Genomic DNA, 13,010 nt, shown 5'->3' with positions numbered 1-13,010 from the left:
AAGTCCGCATAACAGTTTTATTATTGTTCTAAGGTTTGACGTATTTTTCAATGGTAGCGGTTACTTCTTCCATGTCAAATGGTTTTGAAATATGTCCATTCATACCAGAATCCACGGAAGCCTTGACATCCTCCGCAAACGCATTTGCGGACAAGGCAATAATCGGAATCGAACTTGCGTCCGGTCGTTCCTTCTCCATGGCCCGGATCGTTTTCGCAGCCTGATGTCCGTCCATGTTCGGCATCATAATATCCATCAAAATAATATCGTAAGTGCCTCGCGGATGATTTTTGAATCGTTCGACCGCTTCCTTTCCATCGGATGCCCGTGTCACTACCATGCCTGCATCCTCCAGCATCACCGTAGCAAGCTCGGCATTCAGATCATTATCTTCTGCCATAAGAACATTGACACCCGTCAAATCACGATGCACCGGTTCTTCTTGCTTTTGATGAATATCCTGCTCTGTCAACTCCAACGGAATCTCCACTGTGAAAGTAGTTCCAATGCCCTTTTTGCTTTCCACGTCAATTTTGCCACCCATCATGTGAACATATTCCTTTGTAATGGCCATTCCAAGTCCGGTACCTTTATATTGTGTTCTGGCACCGCTATCATCTTCTTGCGAAAATGGTTTAAATAGTTTTTTCTGAAACCCTTCACTCATCCCAATACCGTTATCTTTCACAATATAACGGACTATCATATGCTTGTCATCCTCTCCCGGATGACTGCTGATATCCAGGGTGACCATTCCACCATCCTTTGTGAATTTCACAGCATTACCGAGAAGATTCGTCAGAACTTCCCGAATACGTGCAGCATCTGCAAGAACATAGGGATTCTTTGGTCTTTCGCGGTATACTTCAAACTTCAAATCTCTGTTATAAAGAAGACCTTTCATGATTGCCAGAACATTATCTGTCAGTTTGGTAATATCCACCGGTTCAGGAGAAAACACTGCTTTTCCGCTTTCAATACGACTGAGATCGAGAACATCATTCAACAACGAAAGCAGATGATTTGAGCTTTCCCGTACCTTTTCCAGACTTCCATGAATATCTGCAACAACATTCTGGTGCAATGCAATATTGGTAAATCCAATGATGGCATTCATCGGTGTTCGGATATCATGGCTCATGTTAAGTAAAAATGTAGATTTTGCCTGATTGGCAGCATCTGCTTTTTCCGCAGCCTCCAGCAATAATTGCTTTTGCTTCCGTTCTTCTTCCTTACTTTTCTGGTATATAAAATAGGTACTCAAACAGATCATCATCAACACCAATCCGACAATCGTGCCACAGATTACGGAAATTTTGTTTGTTTTCACTACCATGCCATACGCAGACTGCATATCCATTTCCATACAAAATGCACCTACAATATCTCCCGTTCCATCCAGATTTGAACGTACCGGATAACAAGCCGTGAAAATCGGTCCCCAGGTTGTGTCCACAATATCTTGGGAATACACGTTTTCTCCAGAGAGAGCCCTTTCAATATAGGGAACCATTTCATCCTCTATATAATCCCCAGGATGTCTTACATCCCCGGCATCTGGATCCAAACCGTCCACTACATAGATCAATTTTCCCTCTTCATCTCTCGTAGCAATGTAAATATATCTTGTAGAATTCAATGTCCGGATCTCATTGAGATAGCAGGAAATATCCTTATAGAACCGTGTTTCTTCATCTGAACGATCCTTGATTTGTGAAAAATCCTCCCATCCAATTTTTCCATCCACCAGTTTATGGACTGCATCTGCACTTGCTCGATCACGGGAGATTTCTGTTTCCAGTGCGGTCTTGGTATAGGCGCTTTGCAGAATAAATGTGTACGCAGCTATGGCCAGAATGATAGCCAGTCCCATAAGAACAAAGATCTTTCCTGATATTTTTTGTTTTACAAACCTTTTCTTTTTCTTCAAATGTATCCCTTCTTTTATTTTCTTCTCCATACAACTCCACCCTTTCAGAAATGCACACCTGAACATGGCTTTTCCAATATCTTGGTTATAATACTACGCGACATTTTCCGTTGCAACAGATTTTTACATTTCTGCTTGCTGTCGATATACATTCATGATAACGATGGATATCATTAAACTTCTTCGTGGATGCCCACTCGTCAAGCATATATACAATTTCATCCAATTTATTGCTCCTTCCGACAGCTATGTATTGGAAAAGGACAAAAAACACCGCCATGTTGTTTACACATAGCGATGTTCTTTTTAACATTCCTATTATTCAGTTGTTGTATCAATCAACTTAATCAGACAAGGCCAATTGCAAATATACAATAAAAGAATTCATAAATGAATTGCCATAGGTATTTATATCTTTTTCCACTATCTACAAATTCACCAAAACCAATTAGATGAGGTATTAATGTCAGCAAAACCGACATTACAGTTCCAATTAGGATACCAACAATAATTTGCATTCCTATTTTCTCTTTGCTAAACCCATAATCTGTCAACTTGTCTTTATTAACAACCATAACTATGGCTGGAATCAATGCAATTAACCAGTAAGTCATAATCATACATACCATTCTTATTCCTATCGGTAATGACATCAATACGAACCGGTTAAATGACTCAACACCATACAATTCAGCCACAGCTCCCACAAAACCTATTATCAAAGGAATAATTTCTATTTTCTATCTACATTTTTTCCTGCTAAAAACACAGGTACATAATCTTCAAAAAAGCCCGCTAAGCCGCATAAAATCAAGGTCTCTTCGACAGCAAGCAAACCGTCTCAACGGTACTTTCGTTGTCCCAACAAAGTTCCTGTGTCTCCCTGTCTCCAAAATACACCGGAAAACGAAACTTTATGTGCTTCAGGAATCTGCCATCTGGCTGCTCCTGCTCGTAAATGTCCACCTGTTCCACAAAGCTGTTAAGAAATTCTTTCTTCTCCAGGTCGGTGAACTTATCATATAGTTTATCAAAATATAAAAGAAATTGATAGACGTTTTCTTCTGATATTTTCTGTTGCTGAATATTCAGCAGGCGATTCTTTACTTCCTCTATACTGTTCTCCACGCCTTCAATCTCATCATACAAACGGTATAACCTTGTCTCCATATCCTGATATTTCTTCTCATAAAATTTATCCATAATATCCAGACTGTCCATCTGCTGTCCAAGTCTTGCTTTTGCTCCGGTCAACTGCCTGTGCTGCTTTTCCAATCCTTCAATCTCTTTTTCTATTTCTTCTGTATCTATTCTTGAACCGATTTTATTCAGTATTGCTTCCTCAAACTTTGGATTCTTCACCAACTTCCGAATAACTTCTTCCACTGCATTGTTAATCTTCTCCTCACTCCATTGTTTACGATATCCACATTTATGACCATCTACCAGGCGACGATGTTTGCAGGCATAATAGAAATAATCCTTATATAAAGTTCCGTCTTTCTTTTTCTTTCGATTCACGTTTCCATACATACCGCTTCCACATAACGGGCATCTCAATATTCCAGATAAAATATGCTCATGATCGAGACTATGTGTCTTTTCATATTTCACACCTGTTTTTTCTCGTTTTTGATGGGCCAACTCCCAGTCTGTTTCTGAAACAATCCCTTCATGGATACCATCGTGCAGCATATAATTTTCCTGTTTTACAATGCGATATTCATTTCTTGTTCCTGAAACTTTCTCGTTCTTCCTTCGTCCATAAGCCAGCTTTCCACAGTATACCGGATTATCCAGAACACCTTTTATAAACGAAGAAGCAAATGCGTCCAGTGTATTATTCTGTCGTTTTTTCTTTTTATATCCGTGCTGGTTCAGCCATGCAGCAATCGCAGAGATTCCCATATTGGTATGAATAAATTTGTCATAGATCAGGCGAATAATCTCTGCTTCGTCCTCTGCGATCTGCAATTCTCCATTTACCAATTCATAGCCATATGGAGCAAATCCACCGTTCCATTTTCCTTCCCTGGCTTTCTGCTTACGTCCTTCCATTGTCTGAACAAGGATATTCTCCCGTTCAATCTCTGCCACCGCAGACAGAACGGAAATCATCAGCTTTCCGCTATCTTTAGAGCTGTCAATTCCATCTTCAACACAGATCAAATTCACTCCGAAGTCCTGCATTCTTTGCAAAGAATTTAATACATCTGCCGCATTACGACCAAATCTGGAAAGCTTGAACACCAATACAAACTGCACCTCATCTGTTCCATTCTCAATATTGTCTAACATACGTTGGAATTCCGGTCTGCCCTCTACGCTCTTTCCAGACTTACCTTCGTCTGAATACTCATTTACAATTTCCATGTTCTGAAACTCCGCATATCTCTTGAGTTTTTCTTTCTGAGCATCCAGACTGTATCCATCTACCTGCATGGTTGTGGATACTCTGGTATATATATCGCATTTAATCTTTTTATTCTTCATAATCTTCCTCGCAGTATAACTCTGTTTTATTGTCCCAACTTAATTTTAGTACTTGTTCCAACTATTTTCAATACTTATTTTCCGTATTGACGCATTTCTTCGCCAATCGTATAATTAAGTTAGATACAGAGCATTTCTGTTATCAAAATATTGCCCGCCCACCATTGGCGACTTATAAATGATTGGCTCGAAAATATTGTTCGCCTACCGGAAGCGTCTAATAAATGTCCGGCTTGAAAATTATTTAGAAATAATTTCTGTTTTTGATATTGTGTTTTTATCACACATTGCATATACTATAAATACACAAAAAAGCCAAAAAAAGAGGAGGTGTTAGTATGGCTACTTCAAGTATTACTCATAATTTTGTCGTATCCAATCCAAATAGCGTAAAGCGTTTTGTCGCAGCAATTGACGAAGCTGACCGTGACCGCACACCAAAGCAGACACTTCCCGGACGTCAGTTAACGAACCCACAGGAAATCTTAGCTTTAATGTCAAAAAGGAAGAAAAAACATGTCTGATAAATATTTTACCGTTAATATTCGGGCATATTTGGATAAAGACGAACCGACATATATCGGAGAGGAAAGTCTTTACGACTTACTCTCCGATTTTTCTTGTCCCAAAAATCCCGATGTGGAATACTTTTTATTACATAATGCGATTGAGTTTACCAAAAAAGATCAATCTATCACTTATCTGGTATTTGATGCTGAAGATGCTTCACTGGTTGGTTATTTTTCACTTACAGTAAAACCCATCTCTGTCCGTGCTTCAAATATCAGCAAGACAATGGCAAAAAAGCTGTCCCGTGTCAGTATTTTGGATGAAGAAACACAATCCTATACTACCGCAGCTTACCTGATCGCCCAGTTGGGAAAGAACTATTCTCTTCCAAAGGAAAAACGAATTCCTGGAAATATTCTACTGGGATTTGCACTGGAAACCATATCCAGTCTCAAATATTCCGTAGGTGGCGTTATGGAGTTTCTTGAATGCGAAGATAATGAATTTCTTCTGAGCTTTTATACGCAGAATCATTTCAAGCCATTTGATACTCGTATTACCGCTTCTCAGAATAATGAGCCACACACTCTGCATCAGCTTTTAAAATTTATTTGATTTAAAAGTACATGAAAAAGCGACAGTCTGATTTACATTTTGTATTTCAGGAAACTGCCGCTTCTTTTTCTTCTTTATTCTGTTTTTCTTCCTCCAACTCCCGGAGGACTTCAGCACCGTACTTATCAATCATCCGTACCAGAAAATCAATGCACCGCTCAAATTCAATATTCTGTTGCATAAGCTCCTCCCGTTATTGTTTTGATCTGAGCTTATTTTACAGAACCTGCCGGAAAACCACATTGAATAGAATTTGATTGTAAATTGACACAATCAATTTAAAAATATCTGCATTTTCTTGAATCGAATATATGTTCGTGTTATGATGGATATACTTAATCTTAACTATGAAAGGGGAATTTCTATTGAATCGATGCGATTTTTCTTCTATTAGCACTTGCTTAAAAAATCATATCAGCGAAAGTAATCAAATGAGTCAGCCTGATTTTTTATACGAATTATTTGAAGATTTTATGGATGATCCGGCAAATCAGGATTTTTCAATGGACAACGGTCTGGTTTGCCGCTGGATGACTGGTCAGGCTAAAATCAGCCCTAAAATATCCGCTTACTATTCCAAGCCATCCAATCAGGAAAAATTAGCCCATACCATTCACCAGAATCTGCTTCCATTGATGTCTGACTGCAATATGGCTATGCAGGATATATACACATTATTTATACAAGATGACAACATCTCCGATGCCAAAAAGAAAAATCTGGCTTCTCTGTATAAACCAGCCAACTCACGTCTGCTTTTTCTTGCAAAGCTGATTTCTTTTGGCATGGAGCGACAATTTATCAAACGTGATACTAAAAATCAAAAATTAATTGCCGGAGGTGCCCTGTCACCCATTGTGCTGGATTATATTATGGACAGTGAGGTTCCGAAACCATGCCGTCATTTTATCGGAAGAGATAAAGAACTAGAAGAATTATATACCATGCTTGAGGAAAACCGTCATGTTTTTCTTTGCGGAATTGCCGGTATTGGTAAAAGCGAACTTGCCAAAGCCTACGCAAAACATTACAAAAAGCATTACACTAACATTCTATATGTAGAATATACAGGTGATCTTCATCAGGACATTACTGACATGGATTTTATTGATGATCCACCAGAAATCAGCGAACAGGAACGGTTCCAAAGACATAACCGTTTTCTTCGTTCCCTGAAATCCGATACTCTGCTTATCATAGATAATTTTAATGTCACTGCTACACAGGACAGTTTTCTGTCAGTAGTATTAAAATACCGCTGTCAGATTTTATTTACGACCAGAAGTAATCTGAATGAATACTGTACTTTTCAATTAAAAGAAATAAAGGATATAAACATTCTTTTCCAACTGACATCTGCATTTTATTCAGAAGCAGACAAGTATCGTTCGACCATCGAAAAAATCATAGAGACCGTACACTATCATACTTTTGCTGTAGAACTGGCTGCAAAACTTTTGGAAAATGGAATTTCAACTCCAGGTCAATTATTAGCAAAACTTCAGGAAGAAAGAGCATCTCTCGATAATGAAGATAAAATTAAGATAATCAAGGATGGTCAAAGCAGTAAAGCCACTTATTATAGTCATATCCATACTCTATTTTCACTATATGCTTTATCCCGAAAACAGCAGGATATCATGTGCAATTTGTGTTTTCTTCCTTACACTGGTATTTCTGCCCGCATATTTGCCAAATGGTTGGAACTGCCTACCTTAAATGAAATTAACGACTTGATTGAAACTGGTTTTGTGCAGACAACTACACGTCACACGATCTCCCTGCATCCTATGATTAAGGAAATTGCCCTTTCAGAGACAAAACCATCTGTAAGTAGCTGTCACATATTACTGGATTCTTTACAGAAAATATGTTTAATGCATGGAATTGAAGTCGATTATTACAAGAAGCTGTTTCAGACAGCAGGAAACATCATAGAATTGATTGAAAAAGATGATATACCAAAATATCTACTTTTTCTGGAAAATGTTTTTCCATATATGGATAATTATAATTACCAGAAAGGTATGAAAGCAATCATTCAGGAATTGAAAAATTTTTTGAAGCGTAAAGACATTGGCACCGATTCTGACCGGGCATTGTTACTGGATTTTCAGACTACTCTTGAAATCAAGCCAGAAAAAGCAATAAAACTGGAAAAGGATGCACTTGCCCAGATAGAAAATATCACTGCTGACAATGCTCGCCTTGTTTCCAACCTTCATGCCAATCTCGGTGGACTTTACCGCATGAACGGTCATCCCGATCTTGCAAGAGAACACATGGAAAAAAGTATCTCACTGCTTGACCAATTTAACCTGCTTCATATAAATGACAGCATACCTCAGATTGCCAATTATGCAATGTTCCTGACAGAACAGCAGGAACCCGAAAGAGGAATCTCTGAATTGCAAAAATTATCCGGCATCATCAAGGAATACCATTCCGATGACTGTCTGGATTATGCCAAAGTTCAGGAAACCCTTGGAACCATTTATCTGATGACTGCCAATCTTCCGCAAGCCAAAACACATTTTAAAAGAACTTTCAAAATATATGAAAAGATCTGGGCTGATGAACCAGAAATGATTGAAGCAAAATATCAGGAAATTCAGGAGTTATATCCACAGATTGGATTTTTCATTGGAAAAAATCTATCCGGTCTTTTAACAAAATAAGCATAATTTACGGCGGGCAACTTGCCCGCCGTTATATTCAACTATTCGTCAAATAAATATATGCATCTTCCAAAGTGATATCATTATCCAGGACACAATTCTCATTTGGCTTTCCTTTGCTTAATACTTTCATATGAATTCCATTTTCTACATACTGCTTAGATGATATAGAATAATTGGCTTCTAACAAACGGGCTTCTTCTGCATTTTGTACCGTACAATTCCAAACACAGCCCTTTGCATTTTCCAGCAACCCACTCACGCTTCCAGAATATAAAAAACTTCCCTTTTTCATAATGGCAAGCTGTGTACAGGTTGCTGCTAAATCTTCTACTACATGAGTGGAAAACAGCACAGTTCTATCCTTTGAAAAATCAACCAAAAGATTGCGGATCCTGATTCTTTCTTCCGGATCTAACCCGGTGGTAGGTTCATCAATAATCAAAAAATCCGGATTATTAAGAAGTGCCTGTATGAGTCCGACACGTCTCTTCATACCACCAGATAATTGCCGCATTTTTTTATTCTGATGCTCTGTAAGAGAAGTCTTTTCCAGATAATAGGTAATTCTTTGTTCGAGGTCATTTCTGGCTACTCCTGACAGTCCCCCCATATATACAAGACATTCTTTCACCGTAAGATTCGGATATAAGTCGATTTCCTGTGGAAGATAACCAATCTTTTTCTGTATTTTCTCATAATTTCCCTCGTTATACAGAATTCCATCAAGGGAAACCATTCCTTCCGTTTGTTTTAAAACAGTTGTAAGAACCCTCATCAAAGTGGTTTTTCCGGCACCATTCTCACCCAAAAGTCCGTAAATTCCCTTAGGTATTTCAAGAGATGCCTTATTTACTGCAACTACACCATTTTTAAATCTAACTGTTAAATCATTTATTCTAATACTCATAATCTATCCTCTTTTCTTTAAAGTCATTGGTAATACTGCAAATAAAAACAGCCCCGCTATAAAAGACACAAGCGTTCCATAAATCCAACTCTCGGACATTAATTGAGTAGGTTCACAAAAGCTGAAAGAAAACAATCCCAGATTTCCGAAAAATGAACTTCCCGCTTTTGATATAAGTCCAATGACAATTCCAAATAAACATCCAATACCTGCCCACATATTTCGAAGCAATGTACACAAAATCACAGAGCATATACTCCAAAGCCAGATAGTTCCAAACATTGCAATGAAATATAAAAGAAATATCTGAATACCCGAAATGCCTTCGTTTACACTGCCCGGTTTTTGCCAGAAAAACAAAACATATCCAACACAAGAAAGTATTAATAAATATAATATTTGAACGCCCACTCTCTGCAATATTACTTTTAACTGCTTTTTTTGATTATACAAATGAAATACATCGGCACGCTTACTTTTTACTTCCATCAAATATGTGTCACTACAAAAAATAATTGTTAAAAATGCTATTGGCGACTGAATCGCTGAACCGATTTCTTCATAGTATATAATCGGATGAATAGCACACAATATCAGTATAAATGCACATGAATAAAAAATCTTATATAACGACAGGCAGTTTTTTAGTTCCGTTTTCAATGAACCCTCCTCCTTTTCCAGATTGTAACAGAAATACATACTAATATAACTGATGAAATTACAAGAATAATCTGATTTATGTTTGACATTTTGGCTACATGTGTTTCAAAAAATCTGCCAGGGAATCGCACCATAATAGAGAACGGTCTCATATAATAAATATCATTCTTCATGGTCAGCATATTTGAATATATAATGTGTAAAAACAAGATTGGTGCTGCCGGAAGCGGATTTTTAAATATTACTGCTGTAATTGTATAGACACAACATATCATCAAAAGATTCGGAATAATATAGATCAGAGAATTCACGCAAAAATCAATTGGTGTTACTGGAAAGCCCGATTCTAAAGACGTTTTCAAACACAGCATAAAGAATATAACATTCAAAATCACTAATACTCCCAGCATACTAATGAATCCGCTTATTACTTTCCCACATATATATTGGACTGCCGTAACAGGCTTTGTATGTAATAATTCATAGGTACTTTTTCGTGTATCCTGAATAAATAAAAATGATAGCAAGACTGTTGCAAAAAAGGCCATATGCAATCCTGCAAAATCCGTAAATTTTTTGGCAAAGTACCAGGAAAAAGAATGTTCGGATAATTTCCGCTCGATATAATGATTGATTTCTTCTGCTGTCCCCTTATGAATTTCAAGGTCCTCATAAGCATCTATTGCATTATAATAGCCATATTGGGATTCCAAAAACTCAGAAGCAGTCTTTACATCCATATTCTGAATTTCTTTCATTACATGATCTGCTTCCTGCCTGCTAAATCCAAAACCATTTTTGGAGGTGTCCATTAACGTCTCTTTGATCGTATCTTCCCACTCCCTTCTTCTTTCTTTATCATCAGATGTGGGAATGTACCCATCCATGACATCAGCATCTTCCAATGCTACGTCATTTTGTGTGATCTGTTCATTCTGTTTGATATAATGAATTTGCAAATACGATGACAGACATTGATACATACTGGCAACTATAATAATCAAGCCAATCCACAAAACAGGGTTCTTTAAATAATCAAGTATACTTCTTTTTATGATTGTTTTCATTGTATCTCTTCCTTTCTTTAACAACATCATACAAATCAATTCTCAATAAATTCACAACAAAAAAGACTAAAACCACTTTATTTGTGATTTCAGCCTTATAAAGTATTTTTATTCAGCTTTGAAAAGAGCTTCTACATGAGCACCGCCTTGTCTGGCATTATATATTTTCAAATTTCCTCCATGCTTTTCACAGAAAATACGAGAAATATACATACCAAGGCCAAAATGCTTTAAATCATCTTGTGGATTCTTATGATAAAATGGTTCTGTTACTTTTTCCTCAGTATCCACAAATCCTATTCCATCATCTTCAACAGAAATTATAAGAAAACCATCCTTTTTCTTTATCTGCAAAGCAATACTTTTTTGTGCATATCGAACCGCATTTTCCAGTAAGTTGTCTGCCACTTCCATGACAAGTTCCTCATCCACTTTCACAATGTTTTGTTCCTGCACTCTTTCTACCTTACATAATTTACTTTCCTTCTTGGACAGCATGGCAGCTTCTGCCTCAATCTTTTTTGCCAGTTCCGATAATTCTATCTCTGAGCATTGCAGTTCCCTCTGTTCTAAATGGGACATTTTTCTCATGTTTTCCGTGAAATGCTCTATACGGTCAATCTGATACATGCCTGTTTGTAAGATATCAATAACATCCTCTGTTTTTATACTCTCAGCAGAAACAAACTCTAAGAGCATTTCCTGATACCCTCGCAATATGGAAAGTGGAGAACGTATGTCATGTGCAATTGCATTCCGCAAGACCTTCTCGTCATCAATCATTCGCCACATCTTTCTGTTGTTATCTGCAAAAGCACTTCGCATCATTTCAAATTCTTTACACAACGTTCCCATCTCATCTTTATTTTCATAGGACACATGAAAATCCAGTTCATTATCTGCAATCATTTGTGAGGCATCTTTTAATTCCTGTAGAGGCGTCTTTAACTTATTTTTATAAAAAAAGAATACCGCAGCAACACTCCCAACAATCGAAAAAATCAGTACCGAATATGTTTCCATAAAGTCACACATTTCCGAAAGATGATGGTCCAAACGATTCATCTGCGATTGATTAGGTCTTGATATCTCAATCTCGTATTTCTTTCCATATTGCTGAAACACGTCCGTATAATCTGCATAATCAATATATTTTTCCCATATTTTATTCTGCATATTTCCTGCAAAATGAACTGTAAATCCAGATAACAGAAATGCTGCCGTTAAGCTGATCACAAAATAAAGCAGAATTGTTTTTTTCAGTGACAAGTTTCTTATTTTTTCCATCGGTATCCAATCCCCCATACAGTTTCTATGTATTCTTTTTCTGAATAATCCGCTATTTTTTTCCTTATACGCCGTACTAATTCCGTTATCGTTCTACTGTCCCCTTCCGCATCATATCCACAGACTTGTGCATATATACGTTCTTTATCAAACACCTGCCCTGGATGCATGGATAAGAATTCAATAATCTGATATTCAATTTTTGTGAACTCCATCCTGTGTCCGGCTATAGCTACTATTTTTTCAGAATAATCAATCAGCATTTCATCCATGAAACGGTATTCCGTTTTTTGTTGATGCCTTTCTTCTCTCTTTATGTTTGTGACAATCCTTGCTTCCAACTCCCGAAGACTAAATGGTTTCGTAATATAGTCATCCCCACCCGAAAGCAACCCATTAATTTTATCATCTTCATCAACTCTTGCTGTTAGAAACAAAATCGGGCATAACACTTTACTGCGTATCAGACGACATACTTCAATCCCATCCATGCGTGGCATATTGATATCCAACAAAATAATATCCGGTTTCATTTTTATTTTATTTAATGCTTCCATTCCGTCTGTAGCCGTAATGGTTTCATATTGTTTCATATTAAAATAACTACAAAGCATTTTCACCAATTCTTTATCATCATCGACAACTAAAATCTTGTATTTCATCCAAACCACCTCCAGTATCCATATTATACGATAAAAAACAATGAAATCACAACAAGAGTACATGAAGAACGTAAGCACAATATATCTTTTTTCTCAATTCCTGCTCAATTTCCCCTCAATGCCTTTTTCCTCCGATTTTCGTATGCTTATCCCACAGCAGAGCAGTACCACACCGGTACGACCTGCTGAATCAATCAA

The 13,010-nt window shown here is 37.2% G+C and carries 12 protein-coding genes; 3 read left to right on the top strand and 9 right to left on the bottom strand.

The annotated features are described in order from the left end of the window. Nucleotides 1-28: 28 nt before the first annotated feature. From AAAT93_RS08415 to AAAT93_RS08405, 3 genes are all read right to left on the bottom strand, one after another. A complete protein-coding gene (locus AAAT93_RS08415) occupies nucleotides 29-1,960 on the bottom strand; it encodes an ATP-binding protein (RefSeq protein ID WP_207738819.1) in 1,932 nt (643 codons plus the stop codon). A gap of 317 nt (nucleotides 1,961-2,277) precedes the next feature. After that, complete coding sequence (locus AAAT93_RS08410; RefSeq protein ID WP_227573094.1) at nucleotides 2,278-2,652, bottom strand: CAAX protease family protein; 375 nt, start codon at nucleotides 2,650-2,652, stop codon at nucleotides 2,278-2,280. 88 nt (nucleotides 2,653-2,740) lie between these two features. Continuing rightward, a complete protein-coding gene (locus AAAT93_RS08405; protein WP_196020740.1) occupies nucleotides 2,741-4,423 on the bottom strand; it encodes a recombinase family protein in 1,683 nt (560 codons plus the stop codon). 338 nt (nucleotides 4,424-4,761) lie between these two features. On the opposite strand from AAAT93_RS08405, the gene AAAT93_RS08400 reads away from it, so the two are divergent. Together AAAT93_RS08400 and AAAT93_RS08395 are read left to right on the top strand one after the other, a co-directional pair. Further along, entirely contained in the window at nucleotides 4,762-4,947 is a 186-nt protein-coding gene (locus tag AAAT93_RS08400) for a hypothetical protein (protein WP_014080774.1), read from the top strand. Then, nucleotides 4,940-5,548, top strand: a complete 609-nt coding sequence (locus tag AAAT93_RS08395) for a hypothetical protein (RefSeq protein ID WP_006857836.1) — start codon at nucleotides 4,940-4,942, stop codon at nucleotides 5,546-5,548. Before AAAT93_RS08400 ends, AAAT93_RS08395 begins: the two co-directional genes overlap by 8 nt. A gap of 46 nt (nucleotides 5,549-5,594) precedes the next feature. Here the strand turns inward: AAAT93_RS08395 and AAAT93_RS08390 are convergent, their stop codons facing one another. Beyond that, entirely contained in the window at nucleotides 5,595-5,729 is a 135-nt protein-coding gene (locus AAAT93_RS08390) for a hypothetical protein (RefSeq protein WP_005348500.1), read from the bottom strand. 250 nt (nucleotides 5,730-5,979) lie between these two features. Here AAAT93_RS08390 and AAAT93_RS08385 point away from each other — a divergent pair, with 250 nt between their 5' ends. After that, nucleotides 5,980-8,226, top strand: a complete 2,247-nt coding sequence (locus tag AAAT93_RS08385) for a tetratricopeptide repeat protein (RefSeq protein WP_227573165.1) — start codon at nucleotides 5,980-5,982, stop codon at nucleotides 8,224-8,226. Nucleotides 8,227-8,263: 37 nt separating this feature from the next. Here the strand turns inward: AAAT93_RS08385 and AAAT93_RS08380 are convergent, their stop codons facing one another. From AAAT93_RS08380 to AAAT93_RS08360, 5 genes are all read right to left on the bottom strand, one after another. After that, nucleotides 8,264-9,136: an ATP-binding cassette domain-containing protein gene (locus tag AAAT93_RS08380; RefSeq protein WP_005348496.1), complete on the bottom strand. Its 873-nt coding sequence runs from the start codon at nucleotides 9,134-9,136 to the stop codon at nucleotides 8,264-8,266. A gap of 3 nt (nucleotides 9,137-9,139) precedes the next feature. After that, nucleotides 9,140-9,796 (bottom strand): transporter, encoded by a 657-nt coding sequence (locus tag AAAT93_RS08375; RefSeq protein ID WP_227573093.1) that lies wholly within the window; start codon nucleotides 9,794-9,796, stop codon nucleotides 9,140-9,142. After that, on the bottom strand, nucleotides 9,793-10,863 hold the full coding sequence (locus AAAT93_RS08370; protein ID WP_227573092.1) for an ABC transporter permease subunit: 1,071 nt from the start codon (nucleotides 10,861-10,863) through the stop codon (nucleotides 9,793-9,795). Before AAAT93_RS08370 ends, AAAT93_RS08375 begins: the two co-directional genes overlap by 4 nt. Before the next feature lie 108 nt (nucleotides 10,864-10,971). Next, nucleotides 10,972-12,150, bottom strand: coding sequence for a HAMP domain-containing sensor histidine kinase (locus AAAT93_RS08365; RefSeq protein WP_227573091.1), 1,179 nt, complete (start codon nucleotides 12,148-12,150; stop codon nucleotides 10,972-10,974). Next, nucleotides 12,138-12,812, bottom strand: coding sequence for a response regulator transcription factor (locus AAAT93_RS08360; protein ID WP_014080778.1), 675 nt, complete (start codon nucleotides 12,810-12,812; stop codon nucleotides 12,138-12,140). The genes AAAT93_RS08365 and AAAT93_RS08360 overlap by 13 nt, the downstream gene beginning before the upstream one ends. Between the last annotated feature and the right edge of the window lie 198 nt (nucleotides 12,813-13,010).

The sequence above is a fragment of the Coprococcus hominis (ex Arizal et al. 2022) genome (assembly GCF_040094675.1).
Lineage (GTDB): Bacteria > Bacillota > Clostridia > Lachnospirales > Lachnospiraceae > Coprococcus_C > Coprococcus_C hominis.
Note: the sequence above shows the minus strand (reverse complement) of the source record. Positions and strands in the feature narration are given on the sequence as shown.